Raw genomic sequence first — 20201 nt, 5'->3', positions numbered from 1 at the left:
GGGCCGGACAGGCCCGTATACATGGAAACCACTTCACTTTCCGCACTGCTCTCTGGGCTACAATCCGGACAGAACCTCTTTCTCACCGGCGGGGCCGGTACCGGCAAAACGACCCTGACCCGCCAGATCATCGCCGCCTACGGTGCCGAGGGGAAAAAGGTCGCCAAGCTCGCATCGACGGGCATGGCGGCGGCCCTGATCGGCGGACAGACCCTGCACAGTTTTTTCGATCTGGGCATCGCCGATAGTGAAACGGACCTCGAACGCCGGGGGAAACTCATCCCCAAGAAGAAGATCGTCAAACTTGTGCGTGCGATGGACCTCGTTGTTATCGACGAGATCTCGATGGTGAGTGCCGAGGTGCTCGACATGGTCCGGCTGCGCCTGCTGCAGTGCGGGTTTGGCGGCGCACTCCTGGCCGTGGGGGATTTTCTGCAGCTTCCGCCGGTCACAAAAGGCACAATCCGTTTTGCCTTCGAGGCCCCGAGCTGGGAACAGTTTGCCTTTGAGACGGTGACGCTGACGCATAACTGGCGCAGTGAGGACACCGAATTCAACGGGGTCCTGAACGCCGTACGTCATGCCCGGGTCACGGAGGAGGAGCACCGCTACCTGCATGAGCTGATCAAACCGACGGGGGATGACCTCTCGCGTTACACCTTCCTCTACGGGACGAACCGTTCGGCCTTCGAGCACAACCGCGAGCAGCTTGATGCGGTCGAGGGGGATCTCTACGCCTTTGAAACCCAGAGCGTCTGCCACGACGCCAAGACACAGCCGCGGGAGGTGGAGCGTTTTATGGCGGATGCCCGTATCCCGGAAGTACTGGAGCTGAAGGTGGGCGCGCCGGTGCTCTTTACGCGCAACAGCTGGAACTACGTGAACGGCCAGCGGGGGATCGTCGTGCGGCTTGAACAGGACAACGTTCACATCCGCAAAGAGGACGGTACGGTCGTCAAACTCGAACGCGTCGGCACGGAGAAGAGCCGTTGGGAGGAGCGCACGGTCGAGAAGGAGAAGCAGATGGTCGAGGTGCCGCAGTTTACCCTCTACCAGTTCCCGATCGTCCTCGCATTTGCCATTACCATTCACAAGTCCCAGGGGATGAGTATCGGCGATCTGGTCATCGACACGACGGAGATCTTCGCCCCCTCGCAGTTCTACGTCGCCCTCTCGCGGGCGGTCTCGCCCCACAGTCTGATTCTGAAACAGCCGCGCGTGAACTGGGCAAACCTCGCTTTCGTCCACCCCAAGGCGCTGGGGTTTGGTCACGAATAATTTTTTTCAAAAAAAACTATTTTTTGTGATTATTTAATGCATTTGAATTTTAACAGCTAGTTATTTTCTCCGCCGTGAAGCGAAAGGCGGCGCGTTGTAAGATGGTTTTAATTCACGTTTTTCCCTGTCAAGAATAAGAAGGAGGGAGTGATGAAAACCATGAAAGAGAAAGGAATCGTTCTGCTTGCGGCGATCGCACTGATGGCCGGAGGCTGCAAGGTCAAGAGCGACACGGCGGATGCGAGTAGTGGCGGCGGTGGCGGAGGCGGGGGCGTTATCATCGCCGCCGCCTTCCCGACGGCCGCTGACGGATTTGAAGGCAGCGCCGGCGACAATACAAAAGACCAACCCAGCAGTATCTTGGTCGGGGGACTGCAGACGCGCACGATCTATCCGCAGGGGGACGAGGACTGGGTAAAGGTTGCCTTAGTGTCGGGCAACACTTACGAACTCTTCGCGACGAACCTGAACTATACGGCCGACACGGTGATCGAACTTTATAAAGCCGATGGGGTGACGCTGGTAGCGTCAAACGACAATTTCCTCTCCTTTGACAGCAATATTGATCAGATCACGATTACGGAAACGGGGAACTACCTGATCCATGTCTACTCGTTTTATGCATACGATATGGCCAGTTATCAGCTCGGCGTACGGCTCTTTGTCGACAGTGATAACGACGGCTACTCCGCCACCTTTGACTGCAACGACAGCAATAACGCCGTCTACCCGTACGCAAACGAAATCGCCGGCAACGGGATCGATGAAGATTGTTCGGGGGCGGATGCCCCGAGCGGCACCGACGGTTTCGAGCCGGATGGCACGTTGGGCGGAGCGACGACGATCTACAGCACCAAAAGCGCAGTCGGCGAGATCATCTATCAAAGTGCGCTCTACACCCTGGCCCATACGATCGATCCGGGAAACGACACCGACTACTACAAGGTGACGCTCCCGCCGCACGGTGCGGCCTATATCGTGGATTATTCACAGGGGCCAGCGGGGCTGCAGACCGCACTGCTCGATAACGGCGGGGCGGCCCTGGGGATTACCGATTCGAAAGGCCCGGGGGGCATTATCGAGATGAGCACGCCGGATGCCGGGGGGATTGCAACGACGCAGACCTATTACCTCGAGGTGATGTCGGAGAACGGGTCGTCCACGACCTGGTATGCTCCGGCCCTGGTCCCGATCGGCACCGACAGTGACGGTGACGGCTTCTATACCCAAGACTGGTCCCCTGACTGCGACGACACGAACGCACTGATCTACCCGGGGGCGACAGAAAGACCGCTGGACCCGAAAGACTGGGACTGTGACGGCGATCCGACAAGCTAGAGGGAGTGAGCGATGCGCTGGATTATTTTGGCCTCGGGTGTCATGACCGTTGCCTTCCTGGCGGCGGGACGGATGGAGGGGCATCCAAATGCCCCGGTTGACGGAAAACTCGCCGTGCCGACCTCGTTCGAGGCGGTGTCGCCACCACCATCGCCGGCAGCGGACGCCCTGCCGGAACAGATCGTATCTGACCTGCCCCCGGAGGTCCCCGCCCTCAGGGAAGAGGAGAGAGCCTATAACCGCATGGTCGCCGAAGAACGGCGTGCGAGCCGGCAGCGGGGCAGGATTGCATATATGGAAGCCCGGCGGGAGTGGCGCAAAGCGCTGAACAGCGCACGGAGCAGCGGAAACAATGAAGCGTTCAACCGTCTTCGGGCACATGAGCCCGAACGGGAACACTATTTCGGGGAGGAGTAAACGGCGTTAGCGGATACTAAAACCCGAGTGTACGAAACAGACCCAGCTCCCGCAGACGTGCTTTGAGGGCTTCGGCGGTGCGGCGTTTGGCATCGCTGAAACTCTGCGGCGACACGGCTTCCAGGAAAAACTCGTTTTGTGCGAGCCGCTCGCCCTTCGCGACGGATTCGAGCCGGACACGCATGGTCACGTTAAACACGCCATTGCGCCGTTCCTGCTGGCTGTCGGCATGCAGCAGAAGCAGACCGATACGATTGCCTGTCGGTGTCATCCCCTCGGAGCGCAGGGTCTGCTCCACGGTATCAACGTAGACGATCGCCTCCGCATCGCTGATGACGCTGATGGCTACGCCGAATTTCAGGGCGTTGTACGCCGCATCCGTTTTTTCCATAAACGCGTAGTAGGGTTTCGTGTCGGCCGCCGGGTCGGCCGTTTCGAGGAGCAATACCTCCGCCAGCAGCATCGGTTTCTCTTCATGGGCAGCGCCAAGCCTGCCCAATTGCTCGAAAAGCGGGGCGTCGTCGGAAGGCAGGTGCGCTTCGATCGTTTGACGGTGCGCTTTGAGCCGATCATCGATCTGTGCGGCGAAAACGCTGCGCGGCATGGTGATCAAGACCGCATGATCCTCTCCCATCTCCGCCTCTTCTTTGACGGTAACACCCGGATAGTCGATTTCCCGGAGTACCGTACGCATCGCGGCTGCGGTCTGGCTGCGCTCAGTGACATCCCGGACGCGCTGCTCAAGGGCCGGTTCCGCGCCCCTGAGCATGGTGGTAGCGATATTGCCGAGGGCGGAGATATGCGCCTCTTCTTTGCTTTTAGCAACGGAGACACCGTAGAGCGTTGTTGCCGTCGGCGGCGGCGGGTGTTCGACCCAGGCGGGGACTTCGGGGGTTGTCGGTGTCAGGCAGCCCGAAAAGAGGAGGGTGACCGTCAAAAGAGCCAAGAAATTCAAGCGCATAAAACTCCCTTTTCGTCATGGTAGCAATGCATGGGTAAAGGGGGGCTTTAGTGGTATAATGCGGCCATGTTTTATTACAGTTATGAGGCTTTCGAAGCGGACATGCGTTCCCTGCTCCCCGCCTGCCGTGCCTACGCGCCGGATATGATCGTGGCGCTTGCGCGCGGCGGCATGATGGGGGCGCAGCTGCTCGGATACGGCCTGGATGTCCGCAACATCGGCCTGCTGCGGGTGGCGTCCTACGATGACGCCTCCCAGCGCGAAACGGTCACCATCGACGGCGATTGCCCCGGCGGAACCTTCCGGCGGATCCTGATCGTCGATGACATCGTTGACTCGGGCAAAACCCTGCAGCAGGTGAAGGCCTACCTTCGGGAGCGCTATCCGCAAAGCACGATCAAATGCGCCGCGCCGTGGTCCAAGCCCACCGCCTGCGAGCAACCCGATTTCAGCTGCCGGGAAGCGACGGAGTGGATCGAATTTTTCTGGGACCGTTTTGATGGCTAAACTCCTGGCGTGGCTGCAGTACTTGCGGACGCTCGTATTGGCATTCCGGGTCATCGCTTTTGAAAAAATCGACGAAGCGGCATTTGTTGTCTGGGGAGCGTTGACGATCTTTGTCGCCGCCGTCGCTTTCACGTACACGGTGGCCGCCGGGGGCGTGGCGCTTCTTGGGATGGTCACACTCTGGTTCGGCGTGCGAGGATGGGCCCGCAAGAACCGTTGCCGTCTTATCCGCACCGCCGACCGGGTGGAGTTCGCGGATGTCGATACGGCGGCCGATGATTACCGGCAGGGATTTTCTACCGGGGTCGTTCTGCGCCGGATGGAGACCGAAGACGTCAAACGCACGGGGGAGTATGACGAGGCGCTGATGGCGGAGAGCCGGTGGTTTTATGTGGTCAGTGCGCCCAAAAAGACGCTGATCGTGCCGTGCGATCGGATCGTCGGCATCGAGATCGATGTGGAGGGAGATAGCGTATGGGATCACTGATTTTTTACCTGTTTGTGGGGCTCTTTCTCGTCTGGGTTTTCAGAAGCTATGGTCGCTACCAGTACCGGGCGGAAGCGACCGGGAGAGGTCCCGTGACCTCCGAAGTGGTGCGCAACTCCGAGCTGGGGCTTTTTGTCGCATTGATGGCAAAGGTGGCCAAAGCCGACGGCCGGGTTGACACCCTGGAGGCGGAACTGATCGGAAACACCTTCACGGATATCGCCAACGCGTTTCCGGACCCGCAGATGGTCCGTGAAGAGCTCAAATCGATTTTCAACCGTGAAAAGGAGCAGCGCTTCAATGCGGATGCGATTGCGCAGCGCCTGGCCTATGCGACCGTGCGCCACCCGCAGCAGCGTCTGGGGATGTTCTCATTTCTTGTCAATCTCGCCTTCGTTGACGGGGAGCTCAGCCGAAACGAAGAGAATCTGCTGACCAAGATCGCGGCGTTTTTGCAGATCGCACCGGACCAGGTCGAGGCGATCATGGCCCAGTTCGCGCAGATCTACAAAACGGGGCCGACCCGTACCACTCTGCAGGAGGCGTACACGCTGCTGGGCGCGGAAGAGGGTGAAGCGATGGAGAGTATCAAGAAGAAGTATCGTGCTCTGGTGAAGCAGTATCATCCCGACCTTATGAAGGCAAAAGGGGCGGATGAGGCGTATATGGCCGAGGCTACGCAGAAGATGCAGCAGATCAATGCTGCTTATGAAACGATCAAGGCGTCGCGGTAGTCGTGTGCCTTACACCGGCAGCACAATGCCGGATTTGTTAACAACCTCTGGTATAATCCTATTTATTTTCGGCGGCACTGCCGAGCACGAAAAGGGTACATCATGGATGCATCATGGCTTTATCCGGGGACAATCGTCGTTTTGTTGATTCTGGCGTACATGCAGTGGCAGACAAACTCTAAGAAAACAATGGTTTTGGTCCTTGTTGTTTTGGGATATATCGTCTACTCGCATGAAACAGGCCACTCCCTGACGGAGTTCCGTGAGCAGGCGGTCGACGATTTCGACGATGCCGTCGGGAACAGCAAATACAAAGAGCGGGTCGTCTCTCCGCAGATGCGGCCGGTCGAATCCAAGGCGATGATTGAGGGTAACGGGAGTATCGAATGATTTTAATGGCGGGTCCCTGTGTCATTGAGAGCGAAGCATCCCTTTTCCGTATCGCAGAAGCGCTGCGGCCCTACCATGAGGATGCGCGGTTCGACTTCTATTTCAAGGCGAGTTTCGACAAGGCCAACCGCACCTCCCTTGAGAGCTACCGCGGACCGGGCCTGGAGGAGGGCCTTCGGCTGCTGCAGAAGGTGAAAGAGCATTTCGGCTATAAGATCGTCACCGATGTCCATGAGTCCTACCAGGTGGCACCGACGGCGGAAGTCGCGGATATTATCCAGATCCCGGCGTTTCTCTGCCGCCAGACAGACCTGCTCGTCGCCGCGGCAAAAACGGACCGTATCGTCAACATCAAAAAGGGACAGTTCATGAACCCCGCGGATATGCGCTACTCTGTCCTGAAAGTCCTCAAGACCCGCGGCTGCGATGAGGTGGGGTATGAGAATGCGAAAAAGCACAAGGTGCTTCTCACCGAACGCGGTTCGAGTTTCGGCTACGGCAACCTCGTCGTGGACATGCGCTCACCGGTGATCATGCGCGAGTTTGCTCCGGTCGTTTTCGATGCGACGCACTCGGTACAGATGCCCGGCAGCGGCGGCGGAAAGACCGGCGGTGACAGCTCGATGGTACCCTATCTAGCGAAAGCGGCGGCCGCTGTCGGCGTCGACGGTTTCTTTTTCGAAACCCACTTCGACCCTTCGTGCGCCCTGAGCGACGGCCCGAATATGATCACGCTCGAAGGACTGAAGCAGCTGACGGAAACACTGCTCGCCATCGAGGCGTGCAGCCGTTAGGCGAAGCGGCACGGAAGAAAGTTAAACAAGGAGAAAGAAAGATGCAAGTAATCGAGGGAAAACTGCAAGTCCCCACGGACAAGAAAGTTGCCATTATCGCGGCGCGTTTCAACCACCTGATCACCGACCGCCTGGTCGAAGGCGCCAAAGACGCCTATGCCCGCCACGGCGGAAATGACGCGGAGCTGGATCTTGTGCTGGTCCCGGGCGCGTTTGAACTGCCGATGGCGACGGAACGCCTGCTTGCCACCGGCAAGTACGACGCCGTCTGTGCGCTGGGTGCCGTGATCCGCGGTGCGACACCGCATTTTGATTATGTCTCTGCGGAGGCAACCAAGGGGATCGCGACGGTGTCGCTCAAGTACGCCAAGCCGGTCGCTTTCGGCCTGCTGACGACCGATACGATCGAACAGGCGATCGAACGCGCCGGTACGAAGGCGGGGAACAAAGGTTTCGAAGCGATGACGACGGTCATTGAGATGCTGAACCTGTACGCGGAGATCGAGGCGTAATGGCGACACGTCACCACGCACGCATGGCGGTCGTCAGCCTGCTGTATGCCTATGACCTCGGTAACGGTGCGATTGCCGACCATACCGATGAGATTCTCGAAGAGAAGAAGATCCGCAACAAGCAGAAGGATTTTGCCCTGACGCTCTTTGACGGGGTTATGGCGCATCTGGAAGAGGTGGACGAAGCGATTGTCAAACACCTTAAGGAGTGGGATTTCGACCGTTTGGGTTCTATTGAACGGGCGACACTCCGTCTGGGAGCCTACGAGGCGCTTCACAGCGATCTGGACTCCGCTGTCGTGATCAACGAGGCGATTGAGGTGGCCAAAGCCTTCGGTACGGAACAGTCTCCCAAGTTCATTAACGGCGTGCTCGATGCGATCGCCAAAGAGAAAGCTGCATCCTAAGCCCTGCCTGCGCTTAAATCAATCTTTTTAAACGCTGCCGTTCCCGACAGGGGGGCGGAGCTGAATCCTTGAGCGGTATACTGCGGCCAAGGAAATATTGTACGAGGGAGTGGAACCACTATGAGCAGACTCACCAAAGAAGAAGCGGTTGACCTGATCCGCAACGCCGATCTCAAAACCCTCGGGAAGCTTGCCACGGCCCGCAAAAAAGCGCTGCACCCCAAAGGGGTCACGACCTTTGTCGTCGACCGCAATATCAACTATACGAACATCTGCTGGGTCGATTGCAAGTTCTGCGCGTTCTACCGCCATGAAAAGGACGAGGATGCCTACGTCCTTACCTATGACGAGATCGATGCAAAGATTGACGAACTGCTCGCCATCGGCGGAACGCAGATCCTTTTCCAGGGCGGGGTCCATCCGAAACTGAAAATCGAGTGGTATGAAGATCTCGTGGAGCATATCCATACGAAATACCCGCAGATCACCATTCACGGCTTTTCGGCTATCGAGATCGACTTTATCGCCAAGGTATCGCGCATCAGTGTGGAGGAGGTCCTGACCCGGCTGAAGGCAAAGGGACTCTCCTCCATCCCGGGTGCCGGCGCGGAGATCCTTAATGACCGGGTCCGTGATATTATCGCGCCGCGCAAGATCGATGCCGACGTCTGGATCGATATCCACCGCAAGGCGCACAAGCTCGGGATCAAATCGACGGCGACGATGATGTACGGAACGATGGAGACGGACGAAGAGATCGTCGAGCACTGGGATATGGTTCGCCGCTTGCAGGACGAAACCGGGGGGTTCCGCGCCTTTATCATGTGGTCGTTCCAGGGCGAGAATACCAAACTGCTCGAAGAGTTCCCCGAGATGAAAAAACATTCGGCCAACCGCTACCTCCGCCTGTTGGCAGTCTCGCGTCTCTTCCTGGACAACGTACCGAACCTGCAGAGTTCCTGGGTGACCCAGGGGCCTTATATTGGTCAGATGGCGCTGCAGTTCGGGGCCAACGACCTGGGCTCAACGATGATGGAGGAGAACGTTGTCCGCAGTGCGGGGGCGGGCTTCCGTATGGCCAAGGATGAAATGGTCCGCCTGATCCGCGATATTGGCGAGACCCCGGCGATCCGGAATACGGCGTATGAAACCCTGGAGCTTTTTGCGTGAGCCTCAAAGCGCTACTATTATTCATTTTTTTGACAGGACAGATTGTAATGGCTGAAACGACGGTGGAACAGGTAGAAGTAAACGGCATCAAAGTGCCGATGATATTTGAGCACGATTCCCGGTTACCGATCGTCTCCATGCAGTTGGTCTTCCGCCAGAGCGGTTCGATCGAGGACGGTGCGCTTGCGGGGCTGGCGAAGGTGAGTGCCTCAATGCTCAACGAAGGGACCCAAAAACGCGGCGCCGTCGGTTTTGCCGAGGCGCTCGACGCACGCGCCATCCATCTCAGCGTGCATGCCGGGACGGAGACGATGGTCTTTGAAATGGGCTCGCTCAAAGAGGAGTTCGGTGAAGCGGTCGGTCTGCTCGAAGAGCTGCTTACCGCTCCGAACCTCAGTAAAGAGGCTCTTCAGAAGGTGAAGACAACCATGGTCGGCGCGCTGAGCCGCAAAGAGAATGATTTCGACTATGTCGCCAACCGCGAACTGAGGGCAATGCTCTTCACCGATACGCCGCTGGCGTCCCCGGCGTCCGGGACGGTTGAAAGCGTCAAGGCGATGGAACTCAAAACGGTCAAAGCCTTTGTCGAAAATCACCTCCAGGCCTCTCGGGCCATTGTCGTCATCGGCGGCGATATCTCCAAAACGGCTGCAGAGGATGCCGCGCGCCGGCTGCTCAGTACCTTGCCGAAAGGGGCGTTGGAGAGCCTGGGGTACTACCCGGCCAGCGCGGCGGCACAGACGGAGCAGTTCAAGCGAAAAACGGAACAGGCCTATGTTTATTTCGGCGCTCCTTTTGATATGAAGGTAGGTGACGCCGAGCACTATATCAGCCGCGTGGCCATGTTTATTCTCGGCAGCGGGGGCTTCGGCAGTCGTATGATGGAGGAGGTCCGCGTCAAGCGCGGCCTGGCATACTCTGCCTACTGCCGTGCGAATATCGCCCGTTCCAACAGCTACTTCTTCGGCTACCTCCAGACGAAGATCGCTTCTCAAAAGGAGGCCCTTGAAACCGTGCGCGAAGTGATCGACACGTTTATAGAGAAGGGCGCGACCCAGGAGGAGCTTGACCAGGCGAAGCGTTTCCTGCTCGGTTCCGAACCGTTGCGGGTCGAGACCCTTTCCCAGCGCCTTTCGCGTACATTCCTGGAGTATTACAAAGGAGAGGGGATCGGTTCGTCTGCTCGTGAACTGGAACAGATCGAGGGACTTGATCTTGCCACCCTCAATGCGTTCATCAAAAAGCATAAAGAGATCGAGAAACTGACCTTCGCGATTGTGACGGAGGAGTAAAAGGTTTTTTCGTTCCCCTTCTTCTTTACTTGTGTAAAGCAGAAGCCGAACCGGGAAGAAGAAAGCACAAAGGGCTGACGCCTTCGGGACACTCCATTCCCCGGTGAGCCGCCTGACACGCTAACGACCGTTTTGGCCTTGACAACTCTGAAGCTGTCTCATTACTTATAAGTGCGATAGCGCTGCTTTGACTTCCCTCACGATCGCCTCATCCTCTGCCAGATCAGCCCAGAGGAACTTTTTCCCGCTTTGGATACTGCCTTTGAGTAGATCGCCGCTTTTACGGTACTTTAAGTCCAGTGCGGCGATGTCAAAGCCGTTGTCCGTTTGGCGGAAGGCGTCGAGGCGCTCGCTTTCCCCCAGATTCGTATAGAGAAAACACCACCCCTTGAGGCCTGTCCGGCTGACGCGTCCGCGCAGTTGGTGCAGGGTGGCCAGCCCGAGCCGTTCGGCGCCGACGATGACAACCGTCGTCAGGCGCGGCAGTGAAATGCCGACCTCGATGACGGTTGTGGCTAGGAGGATGTCTCCCTGCTCCCTGAACGTTTCAAGAATCGCCTCTTTCTCTTTGTCTTTGCCGTGGGTGACGTAGACGTTCTTGAAATGTTTTTCCCAGTAGCCTCTGGCCTCTTCAATGCTCTGATAGCCGAAATTCTCGCTCTCTTCGACAAGGGGGTAGACGATGAGGACCTGGTGTTCTTGTGCGATCTCCGCGCGGATGTGCTGCAGCAGGGCGGGGAAGTCGGGCTTGTGGATGACCGCGGTCGAGATGTCTTTTTTAAAGGGGGTCTTGGTAATGAGGCTGACGTCGATATGGGCGGAATCGATCATCGCCTGTGTACGGGGGATGGGCGTGGCGGAGAATTGCAAATAATGGGGGTGACGGGTACCCTCCGAGAGCAGTTTCTCCAGCCGGTGGCGCTGGGCTGTACCGAAGCGGTGCTGCTCATCGACCATGATGAGCGCGGCTTCGGGGAGGTTACGGTAGAGCAGGGCATGGGTGCCTATAAGGACATCGGCCTCCCCCAGCGGCATTTTTTTCGGCGTGGCATTCGTGATGAGCAGAATCTTTTTTTCCGGGAGGAACTTACGTGCCTCTTCGTATAGCTGGTTGGCGAGGATGGTCGTAGGCGCCATCAGGATGCTGCGGTGGGGGGAGGCCATCTGCATTGCCGCCAGTATCACCATCGTTTTGCCCGCGCCGACATCCCCGACGACCATCCGTTTGGCGGCATGGGGCTTTTTGAAGTCCGTTTCAATCGCCTCGATGGCTTTTGTCTGTTCACCGGTCAGGAGAAACGGCAGACGCATGGCCCAGCCGCGCCAGTCATTTTCCAGTTTTTTCAATGCATGGAAATAGCGTCGTTTCCCCTGGAGCGAACGCATATAACTGTAGAGCTCGGTGTATTTGAGGGCGTAGAGCTGTTGCGGTGTGGGTTCCTTCAGCGGAGCCTCTTTGGGGAAATGTAGACCGAGCAGTGCATCGGCGACAGCAGGGGGCAGCCCCTCATCCAGGAGATTTTTGCGGGTGATGTAGCGTGCGGCGAGTCGGGCCATGACGTCGGTACGCAGGGATGTTTTGTATTTGGGGGTGAGCGTCCCCGCCTCGGGGATACGCTGGGGGTGGCTCATCTGGCAGCGTCCCTGCCTGCAGTCGATACGGCCGAAGAAAAAGGTGCGTTCCCCTTCGGTGAAAAAACGCAGCATATAGGGTTTCGGGTTGAATAGGACCCCCTCGATGCGATGCCCGAAGTTGTGCACATAAAGGGAGATAGTCACGGTCCGCGGGGAGCGGTGTATCGATTCGACGGTAGCATCGATAGCCTGCTCGGTGCCCTCCTTGAGCCTGGGGTAAAGCCGACGGTCCTCAAAACGGACCGGGGTGTGAATGGCGAGCTCTGCGGCCGAGTAGACGCCGAGTTTTTTGAATTTTTCGATATCGGCCTGTTCAATTTGCATGGGATATTTTAGCGCGTTTGTCGCTCTACGGCTTGAAAAATGACATGTTTCCTGTGTTATAATCGTTGCCTACGACAATTCACACAGAGGGCGAGGCCCGGAAAGGTTCCATGATGAATATCTCACTGACCGGTAGAGCGATCGAGTTGACCGATCCCATTAAAGAGTATTTGCAAAATGCGATCGCATCGCTCTCGAAGTTCAACCTGGACATCATTTCGGCACAGGCGGTCTGCGCCAAGCGAAGCATCGGGAAAAAACAGGGTGTCTCGGTGGAGTTTACCATCAACCTTGCCGGCAAGAATACCGTTGTTATCAAGCAGAGCGACGATGATATGTACGCTGCAATCGACATCGCGATCGAGCGGGCACAGAAGGCGCTGCGCCGTATGCATGACAAGCTGAGCGATCATCATCATGAGAGTATGAACGATGCCAAGAGCGATTCGGCGGACGTCAAAGCGGCGGCCGAAGCACTGGAGGACGAAGTCATCCCGGTTGAACTGGAGAGTTACAAACCGAGGGAAGTCGCCGATGTGCTGGATGAGCTGAAAACGGGTGAAAAGCAGTTTGAGATCTTCCTTGATAACGACGGGAAGACTCGGGTTCTCTACAAACGAAACGACGGTCGTTTCGGTCTCTACTAATCGCGTAGGGCCACCGCCCCGCCGCGCTTCTGTTATCTCTTTTACAATTTTTGCAGCGTGCGCCGGTGAAACCGGATCGGTTCATCCAGATTCAGTGAAGCATGCGATGTAATATAAACGTCGATCAATGCGGAGCCATGCTGGGTATCGGTCGTCACCGTGGTCAGGATGTTGTTACATCCGGTGCCGCCGGGGATCATGCCGGTTTGCCAGATGTATTGGATCGTCACGTTGATATTGAACATGGCCGTGCCCGTTGAAGGGTAGGTGTCACTGAAGGAAGTGGTACAGCTCAGGTTTGCATCGCGGTTTTCTCCCGAGATGCGGTAGACGGCGTCTTCGGTGGCATTGAACGCCAGCAGCTGTGCCTGCTCGTTGAGATAGTCGTTACTGGTACGCGCAGAGACGTCGGTGGAGTACGAGAGCATCTTCAGCAGCATGAGCGTGATCAACAGCATCATGAAAACGGCGGCAATGACGGCAAAGCCGCCCCGTTTTAGAACACGATTTTTGTTTTGCATATTGAATACTCCCCTTCACCCATGAAATCATTGTTGCTGAGGCAAAGCTCGATTCTGATGATGTCCCCCGCTTTTTGCAGCGTAAAGGTTTTGACGTTATCCGTCAGCAGGTCACCCGTGCCCGTATAGATTTCAGCCTGCCACGGTTGATAGTCCTGGTGAAGATAGAGCTTATGATTGACCGTGTCGAGCACAAGCGCGTATGCACTGTCCGCAACATGATAGAACTCAAAGATCTCATCACCCGCCGTAAAGGGGTTGGTGGCAAAGTTGATGTTCTGCGATGTGACTGCGACGGCATCGTAGACATAAAGATCCTGGTGGCTGTTCGAAGAAGCATTCGTGTCGTGCCACCCAAAACTGTTCTGGACATTGACTTTCGAACCGATAAAGAGCAGGGCGCCGTTCGCCGGTAACGTGGTGGTCCCGGGACTGTGAAGCTGGGTATAGGTCGTATTGCCGTCATTAAGGTCGACGATGCCGCTGAAGTTGCCCTTATCCCATCCGTTGCTGTCCAGCCCGATCCATTCAAAGACGGTCTCGTTGCCGGTGACGCTGGAGAGCGGTACGAAGGATGCCGCCGGGCTGCTGCTGGCGATGATGGAATCTTTGACCCTATACGTCAGGCGATTGGCGATCTGACTGACGGCAGCCTCGGATTTGCTCAAGAGCGAGGCGGCGATGGTCGTCCGCGTATAGCTTTCATAGATCTGCAGGAAAATTTCCACGCCGAACTTGGCAAGGATACCCATAATGACAATGACGAAGACCAGTTCGATCATCGTAAACGCACGCCGTAGCCTATTGTAATACATTCTCATTGGAACGTCCTCTTGGCATAGTCGATTTCACCGATATTGTATGAATAGACCCGCATCCGGACAAGATTGGCGTTGCCGTTGTTCTTATCATTGATGGAGACAACGGTCATTTTAATGTCGGTGGGTCCTCCCACCGTTCCCGTAGCGAAAGCCGTGCCGATATAGCCGGAGTTGACGGCGACCTGGTAGGTGCGTTTGTAGCCGTGCTCATTGGTGATGTTGATATCCGTCGTACCATTAGGGACACCGTCAGGATAGGGTTGTGAGGAGGCGGTACTTTGGCTGTGGAAACGGCGGTGTTTGTCCTCGGCGATACCGCCGTAGCGCAGGACGGTCTGGATGTCGTCGGCAGCACACGGGACCGCATATTTTGAGCCAGTAGCCGTGTCGAGACAGGTGCGTTTGTGGTTGGCATCCCAGTTTGTATCGAGAATTTTTGAATAGGCGAGTTCGCTCGAGGTGTCTTTGGAATTAGGGTCCCATCGGTGCGAAAAGATCTTGGCTGCTTCCATGGAAGCCAGGAAGACCGCTTCTTGCGAAAGGGCGCCCTCCATTGTATTCCCGCTTCGCGTCATGATCTGCGAAACGCCGGCAACCGTGATGCCGATAATGATGATTGCGAAGATCATCTCAATCATCGTAAATGCGCGTTTCATTACCACCGGATTCTCCTATTTGAGTTGGCCGGACCGCTGTCCGTGCCGTCAAGGTTGCCTTCTCCCGCCTCCACGCCGATGGCGTTGAATTCAATCAGGAACGACGCATTGACGTCGGGGTTGGCGTTGAAACGGTCGTACTTGAGCCACCGATCCGTATGGAGATTGACGGAAGCCTTGTACGGATAACCGTCGCTGCCCCGGTAACCGATCCGCACATTCGAAATGCCGTTGCCCGGGGCGGTGATCGACGTGCCCTGATAGAGGGGGCTTGTCGAACTGTTGAGGTCATAGCCGAAGAACTTGTGGCTCAAATGGGTGACATTGCCGTCCGCCCCGGAATCGTGCTTGGTGTTGCGGAACCACATGATAGCATCTTTACTCCGCTCATTGTCTTGGGCATATCCTCTGCGCAGCGTCAGGTTGGAGTCGTTGTCCGCATAGAATTCAAAAAAGAGCTCCAAATTCTGCGACAGGCAGGGGCCGGTGACGACTGTACCGCAGTTGACGCGGTAGCGCGGTGCATGCCCCCGTCCATAGAGGAAGGTGGCCGTATCCGTCGAAGTATGAGAACCGGTCACGGTATAAGGTGATGGTTCACTGTCATTCACATAGACACTGTTAAGCGCGATTCGCACCGGATCGACAGGTTTGTTGACCTTCCGGTTGAAGTTGAGCCTGTATTCGATATGGGTCGTACCGTTTCCATCCACGGCATCATCCGGAAAGCTCGTCGTCGTGTTTTCAAGCAGAACCGATGTCAGGGTGCCGCCCGGCAGTGTGTACGAACCTTCGCCGCTGTTTGCCGTTCCATTGTTTTCCGCCGGGTTGTAATAGAGGAATTCGGTCACGGCACCGGCCGGTTTGATCTGGGTGCTGTGCATCTGCAGGGTAACATTGGTCTCCTTGGCATAGCAGGTCTCCATATAGTTGCTCGTGACGTTGTTGTCTGCACCCATTGTTTTGATGTCCAACATCAATGTCGCGGTCGAGACGTTGTAGTCGTCATACAGGTTCATGTCATAGAGGTAGGTATAGTCGTCGCCGTAGTCGTCAAGCGTCGCGTTGACCTCGAAATGGTCCGGAATAATGCGGAAGGAGAGGTTGAACGGTTCGATACGTCTGTCACTCCACGGTGTGTCATTCACATCCACTTTCGCAAACTCCGTTCCGTTCGTTTCGTGGATGCTGAAATTGATATCGCCGACATTGTCAAAACGGAAGAGGCCTGAATCTACGCCGTCAACAAAGTGGACTGCGGGGGTCATATTGATATTGGTTTGCGGGCAGACCTTCGTCGGATCACTGATGTTCAGGTCGATCTGGAACGTTGTGCCGTCGGTCAGGGTGTCTTCTATCTCATTATAGAGGAGGGTCGCTTCGGACGGATCGGCCGTATTACCCGTCAGCCCTTTGAACGCCAGAGCGTAATCCAGACCGGCTTTGACGGGGTCGCCGCCGCTGACGAGTGTTGTGATGTTTGAATCAAAGGCTTTGGGGCGGATGGCAAAGTTGTCTTGAGTACAGTAGCCGAGCCCCCCGACCGTACACTCGTAGCATCCGTATTCATGGTCGTATTCCGCATTGTAGCCGATACAGTTGGTATTGCCTTCGCCGCAGCTGTAGCCGTGATTGTTGGAATCGCAGGGACTGCCGTTCTGGCCGAAACAGCGTACGAATGCGGACGTTCCAAAGACGTTGAGATATTTATTGTTGTCAAGGCTTGTGGAACCCCCGGAGTTCATACATTGGGGCAGTCCCATGATATTTGATTGCGTTGTCGAGGTTTGTGTACACTTTTCATCCGAATCCGCGATTTTCGCGTTGATATCGACATATTTCATAATATAGCGTGCTTTTTTGAGCGCAATATTGCGCAGTTTGAAATCACCGGGGATACCCTCTGTACTCGTACCCGCATAACGTGGTGAAGTGTCGCCAGGTTCGAAAAGTGCGCTTAGCGGTGCCCCGCTCACGGCAGGATCGCTTGTGTAAGTGACATATGTCTGGCTTGCCTCCTCGCACGCATCGTTCGCGAGTCTGATGATGACCGTCAGCGGTATGGGGTTGGAACCGGCGGCAGTCGTAGGGTTATAGGCGGTCGGCGTGGCACTGTCGCTGCTGCCGTTGAGAAAGTAGGTCGGGACATGCATTTCACCCGTGGCGTACGAAGCGCTGGCTCTTCCGATCTGAGCGGCTACTTTTGTACGCAGCTCTGCTGTACTTCTGCCACCACTGAGATCGTTCTCGGAGATCTCGACGAGGCCCCCTTTCATGTAAACACCGCCGATGGCCCCGCCACCCGGTGCAACATCGTTCAAGGTGATATTGACCTCTCGACTTGCATGCGTGATGGAATTGTTGTGAAGGGTATTGGCGGCGTCTAAGTCGACGTTGTTCCATGTGCTGACGTTGACGTCGGCAGTCACGCCGGTATCAAGCGCACTGGCCGTGCGCGCGTTGATTTTCAGGTAGACGATCCCCTTGCCCATGGCACCGGTCCCGTCTGTCCCGACGTAGCTACACGTAAAGGAGTCACCTTTGACTGCGGGGCTGTTCGGCGGGGTACAGATCCAGCCGCTCGAAGTGTCATAGCCGGTGTAGTAGATGTTCGGGTCCATCTGGTCCCAGATCTGGACACCATAGGCATAGGCATTGTCGTAGTTGGTGATAAAGATGTAGTATGAGAAATCCGTATCCACCGGAATGGCTTCGGCTTCGGCATATTTTTCCACTTTCAGTTCGACGACCCCTTTGCCGTCGACAACGTCGACAGTTGACGAGGTGACGGCACTCTGTATCCCGTCCGTCATACTGGCATTGTTCGTGATCGTATCCGGGGCCGCTCCGGCGGAGAGCGTGACGTTGAAATCGACGATCGTATAATCCCCAGCAGCCAGTGCAGGGCAGCTACAGCTGAAGGTTCTCGTTGCATCCGGGGCTGTACAGGTACAGCCGCCGTCATTGATGATGTTGAACGTGGAAAGGTTTGCTTCGGAAGGGAGTTGATCCGTAATAGTGATGCTGCCGCTATCGAAAGCCTGGTTGTTGACCCCCATCAGTGAATAATCAATGTTGGTGGAGCTGTTCTGCAGGATCTGCCCGGGAACATTCGTTTTCACAAGGGAGAGCGGTGCCGGTACAAAGGTGACTTTTAGAATATAATCTTTTTGGTTCGCCGAGCCCGATTCGACTTTGACCATCAGATCCGTCGGGTTTAGATAGCTAATACTATAGGGGCTGGTGATCTCCGTCATGGTGGTACAGGAGGATTCACTGTAGAGAAGATCCAGGCTGGCGTTCGTCTCTAACGTAATGGTAAGTTCGCCCGGTATATCGACGGAGAAGTAGTAATAATCCCACTTCTCTGAGTCTCCCCCCACGTAGGTAGAGTTCGTATAGGAGAGATTGGACTGATCAAAAACGGCGGTATCTGTGACGCTGCTACAGTCACCCGGCACACCTGTGATAACTGCCGAGAGGGTTTGGGGAAGAAAAAACAGCATTGAAAAGAGCAAAATTGCGCTTGCTGTTTTGGCAAAATGAAAAATAACATTTCCAAACATCGTGGTCCTTTTACTGTCTGAAATCTTGGAAAAATACTTTAAATCAAACATTTCATACCTGTTACATCTATTGTATTTTGAAATAGTTTCATTTATTCTTAAAGCGAAAATATAGAAAAAATGGGACAATCTCAACGACTTGGAGTCGCCTGAATACCATTATGAAAAGCATATGATTCTGTTTTTCGGTCCGCAGTTGAGTCGGTAACGCTGCCACTGATCCACACTTTTTTTGGGTGCCATCAATGTTCTGTGGATGGCGCTGGAGAGAAGGAGAGCTGGGTGCTTGAAGATGCACTGTTCAGGAGGAACGCGCCTTCTCAAAAGCACGCTCCACGGCCTGGATACAGCCGTTTCGGACCCCGGCCTCTTCCAGGGCGCTGTAGCCGGCAGCCGTCGTGCCGCCGGGGCTCATGACGCCGTCTTTAAGCAAGGCGGGGTGTTCGTGCTGAATCAGCTCCCCGAAACCGGCAAAAAGCCCGCGCATCACGGTCATGGCGTCATCGCGCTTGAGTCCCTGTTTGACAGCGCCGTCGGCGAGAGCTTCGGCGATAAGCGCGAGGTAGGCGGGGCCGCTCCCGGCAAGCCCCGTGGCGATATCGAGCTCTTTCTCGCTGCCGAGCCAGAGCGTCATCCCGATCGCATCGAACAGGGCAATGGCTTCGGCTTCGAGGTGCCGGTCGCCGGTCAGCGTCGTCATGGACCTGCCGACGGTCGCGGCGAGATTGGGCATGGCGCGGACGGTCCCGGCGGCGGCAATGTGGCTTTTGAGGGTTTCAACCTTTGTGCCGGCAAGCACGGAATAGAGGGCTTCGGCTTTTCCCTGGAGTTTCCCGCCGACCTCGACGATATTGGCCGGTTTGACACAGAGCAGCAGGGTTTTCCCGGTGATGTCGAAGTCATTAAGGAGGTGCTTGGTGACGTCGGTGTCGACGGCGGCTTCAAAGGTGTCAAGGTGCGCGAGATCCCGGCCGACCACCTCGATGAGATAACGCTCTTTCAGGGTTTTCGCCATGGCGACAGCCATGTTGCCGTTGCCGATAAAGGTCACTGTTTTTTTCATGGCTCTCTTACTCCTCTTCTTCACGCATCATGTCGATCTCGTCGATGATGGCGCGACACTCTTCCTCGTCCAGTTCGCCGTTTTTGACCTCGTCAAGCAATAAGGAGAACTCCTTTTTCAGCTCCTGCAGTTCAGCCAGCTGTGTCTTGTCCTCTTCTGTCGCGTTTTTGGTTTCGGCAATTTTTTCATAAAGGTCGTCGATAAACGATTCGATCTCGGGGATCACGTCATTCTCCAACAGGTCGGTAAGGTCTTCGGCTTCGGTCATTGGGGGCCTTTCAAGATATTTATAAAACTATAACATACCTCTGCGGGCAGAGGCTTGAAGGTCAGCGCTTCTCGATCAGGGCGCTCTTCTTGGTGCGGGGCATCTGCTTGATGGCGTATTCGCGCTTCTGTGCACTGCTTCGGTCGGGGAAGCGTTCAGCGTAAACGAGGGTGACGGGGCGGCGCGCACGCGTGTAACGGGCCCCTTTGGCAGAGTGGTTATGCTCGTTGAGGCGTCGCTCAAGGTCCGTAGCGATGCCCGTATAATAGGTGCCGTCGCTGCATTGAACGATATAGACGCTATAGGGCATGGTATTTCCTCCGACAGAGGACAGCGCGGTAGGACCCGTAACAGGATTGATGCTGTCTTCGATAGCCCCATTGTCGCCTGCGGCATCTTTATACGGGCTGAAA

Annotated in this window: 22 protein-coding genes; 13 read left to right on the top strand and 9 right to left on the bottom strand. The window is 56.1% G+C overall.

Features of this window, described 5'->3' with window-relative positions; genetic code table 11:
• The first annotated feature begins 21 nt into the window (after window positions 1–21).
• From ACM66T_RS11015 to ACM66T_RS11005, 3 genes are all read left to right on the top strand, one after another.
• Entirely contained in the window at window positions 22–1278 is a 1257-nt protein-coding gene (locus ACM66T_RS11015) for an ATP-dependent DNA helicase (RefSeq protein WP_231019055.1), read from the top strand.
• 150 nt (window positions 1279–1428) lie between these two features.
• Window positions 1429–2616: a putative metal-binding motif-containing protein gene (locus ACM66T_RS11010; protein ID WP_231019054.1), complete on the top strand. Its 1188-nt coding sequence runs from the start codon at window positions 1429–1431 to the stop codon at window positions 2614–2616.
• Between the two features lie 12 nt (window positions 2617–2628).
• Entirely contained in the window at window positions 2629–3033 is a 405-nt protein-coding gene (locus ACM66T_RS11005) for a hypothetical protein (protein ID WP_231019053.1), read from the top strand.
• Window positions 3034–3049: 16 nt separating this feature from the next.
• Here ACM66T_RS11005 and ACM66T_RS11000 read toward each other — a convergent pair whose 3' ends face one another.
• Window positions 3050–3994 (bottom strand): hypothetical protein, encoded by a 945-nt coding sequence (locus ACM66T_RS11000; RefSeq protein WP_231019051.1) that lies wholly within the window; start codon window positions 3992–3994, stop codon window positions 3050–3052.
• Between the two features lie 66 nt (window positions 3995–4060).
• On the opposite strand from ACM66T_RS11000, the gene ACM66T_RS10995 reads away from it, so the two are divergent.
• The 9 genes from ACM66T_RS10995 to ACM66T_RS10955 all read left to right on the top strand — a co-directional run bounded on the left by ACM66T_RS10995 (window position 4061) and on the right by ACM66T_RS10955 (window position 10287).
• Window positions 4061–4501 (top strand): phosphoribosyltransferase, encoded by a 441-nt coding sequence (locus ACM66T_RS10995; protein ID WP_231019050.1) that lies wholly within the window; start codon window positions 4061–4063, stop codon window positions 4499–4501.
• Window positions 4494–4988: a hypothetical protein gene (locus ACM66T_RS10990; RefSeq protein WP_231019049.1), complete on the top strand. Its 495-nt coding sequence runs from the start codon at window positions 4494–4496 to the stop codon at window positions 4986–4988. The genes ACM66T_RS10995 and ACM66T_RS10990 overlap by 8 nt, the downstream gene beginning before the upstream one ends.
• Window positions 4976–5722 carry a TerB family tellurite resistance protein gene (locus tag ACM66T_RS10985; RefSeq protein ID WP_231019048.1) on the top strand — a complete coding sequence of 249 codons (747 nt, stop codon included), beginning with the start codon at window positions 4976–4978 and terminating at the stop codon, window positions 5720–5722. Before ACM66T_RS10990 ends, ACM66T_RS10985 begins: the two co-directional genes overlap by 13 nt.
• 102 nt (window positions 5723–5824) lie before the next feature.
• Complete coding sequence (locus tag ACM66T_RS10980; protein WP_231019047.1) at window positions 5825–6112, top strand: hypothetical protein; 288 nt, start codon at window positions 5825–5827, stop codon at window positions 6110–6112.
• Window positions 6109–6906, top strand: a complete 798-nt coding sequence (kdsA, locus tag ACM66T_RS10975; protein WP_231019046.1) for a 3-deoxy-8-phosphooctulonate synthase — start codon at window positions 6109–6111, stop codon at window positions 6904–6906. The genes ACM66T_RS10980 and kdsA overlap by 4 nt, the downstream gene beginning before the upstream one ends.
• A 41-nt stretch (window positions 6907–6947) precedes the next feature.
• Window positions 6948–7418 carry a 6,7-dimethyl-8-ribityllumazine synthase gene (ribE, locus tag ACM66T_RS10970; protein ID WP_231019045.1) on the top strand — a complete coding sequence of 157 codons (471 nt, stop codon included), beginning with the start codon at window positions 6948–6950 and terminating at the stop codon, window positions 7416–7418.
• On the top strand, window positions 7418–7825 hold the full coding sequence (gene nusB, locus ACM66T_RS10965) for a transcription antitermination factor NusB (RefSeq protein WP_231019044.1): 408 nt from the start codon (window positions 7418–7420) through the stop codon (window positions 7823–7825). The genes ribE and nusB overlap by 1 nt, the downstream gene beginning before the upstream one ends.
• Before the next feature lie 120 nt (window positions 7826–7945).
• Window positions 7946–8995, top strand: coding sequence for a dehypoxanthine futalosine cyclase (locus ACM66T_RS10960; protein WP_231019043.1), 1050 nt, complete (start codon window positions 7946–7948; stop codon window positions 8993–8995).
• A gap of 47 nt (window positions 8996–9042) precedes the next feature.
• The gene (locus tag ACM66T_RS10955; RefSeq protein WP_231019042.1) at window positions 9043–10287 is read left to right on the top strand and encodes a M16 family metallopeptidase; all 1245 of its coding nucleotides are present in this window, start codon (window positions 9043–9045) and stop codon (window positions 10285–10287) included.
• A 165-nt stretch (window positions 10288–10452) separates the two neighbouring features.
• Here the strand turns inward: ACM66T_RS10955 and recG are convergent, their stop codons facing one another.
• Complete coding sequence (gene recG / locus ACM66T_RS10950) at window positions 10453–12246, bottom strand: ATP-dependent DNA helicase RecG (protein ID WP_231019041.1); 1794 nt, start codon at window positions 12244–12246, stop codon at window positions 10453–10455.
• Between the two features lie 113 nt (window positions 12247–12359).
• Between recG and hpf the strand changes: the two genes are divergently transcribed.
• Complete coding sequence (hpf, locus tag ACM66T_RS10945; protein WP_231019039.1) at window positions 12360–12893, top strand: ribosome hibernation-promoting factor, HPF/YfiA family; 534 nt, start codon at window positions 12360–12362, stop codon at window positions 12891–12893.
• Window positions 12894–12934: 41 nt separating this feature from the next.
• Here the strand turns inward: hpf and ACM66T_RS10940 are convergent, their stop codons facing one another.
• The 7 genes from ACM66T_RS10940 to ACM66T_RS10910 all read right to left on the bottom strand — a co-directional run bounded on the left by ACM66T_RS10940 (window position 12935) and on the right by ACM66T_RS10910 (window position 20098).
• Window positions 12935–13414: a hypothetical protein gene (locus ACM66T_RS10940; RefSeq protein ID WP_231019037.1), complete on the bottom strand. Its 480-nt coding sequence runs from the start codon at window positions 13412–13414 to the stop codon at window positions 12935–12937.
• The gene (locus ACM66T_RS10935) at window positions 13390–14235 is read right to left on the bottom strand and encodes a prepilin-type N-terminal cleavage/methylation domain-containing protein (RefSeq protein WP_231019036.1); all 846 of its coding nucleotides are present in this window, start codon (window positions 14233–14235) and stop codon (window positions 13390–13392) included. The genes ACM66T_RS10940 and ACM66T_RS10935 overlap by 25 nt, the downstream gene beginning before the upstream one ends.
• Complete coding sequence (locus ACM66T_RS10930) at window positions 14232–14891, bottom strand: prepilin-type N-terminal cleavage/methylation domain-containing protein (protein WP_231019035.1); 660 nt, start codon at window positions 14889–14891, stop codon at window positions 14232–14234. The genes ACM66T_RS10935 and ACM66T_RS10930 overlap by 4 nt, the downstream gene beginning before the upstream one ends.
• On the bottom strand, window positions 14891–18397 hold the full coding sequence (locus tag ACM66T_RS10925; RefSeq protein ID WP_231019034.1) for a hypothetical protein: 3507 nt from the start codon (window positions 18395–18397) through the stop codon (window positions 14891–14893). The genes ACM66T_RS10930 and ACM66T_RS10925 overlap by 1 nt, the downstream gene beginning before the upstream one ends.
• A 361-nt stretch (window positions 18398–18758) precedes the next feature.
• Complete coding sequence (locus ACM66T_RS10920; protein ID WP_231019033.1) at window positions 18759–19520, bottom strand: pyrroline-5-carboxylate reductase; 762 nt, start codon at window positions 19518–19520, stop codon at window positions 18759–18761.
• Window positions 19521–19527: 7 nt separating this feature from the next.
• Entirely contained in the window at window positions 19528–19788 is a 261-nt protein-coding gene (locus tag ACM66T_RS10915) for a hypothetical protein (protein ID WP_231019032.1), read from the bottom strand.
• Window positions 19789–19849: 61 nt separating this feature from the next.
• Window positions 19850–20098 carry a GIY-YIG nuclease family protein gene (locus ACM66T_RS10910; RefSeq protein WP_231019031.1) on the bottom strand — a complete coding sequence of 83 codons (249 nt, stop codon included), beginning with the start codon at window positions 20096–20098 and terminating at the stop codon, window positions 19850–19852.
• Window positions 20099–20201 lie beyond the last annotated feature (103 nt).

The sequence above is a fragment of the Sulfurimonas sp. ST-25 genome (assembly GCF_048079205.1).
GTDB classification, from domain to species: Bacteria; Campylobacterota; Campylobacteria; order Campylobacterales; family Sulfurimonadaceae; genus Thiomicrolovo; species Thiomicrolovo sulfuroxydans.
Note: the sequence above shows the minus strand (reverse complement) of the source record. Positions and strands in the feature narration are given on the sequence as shown.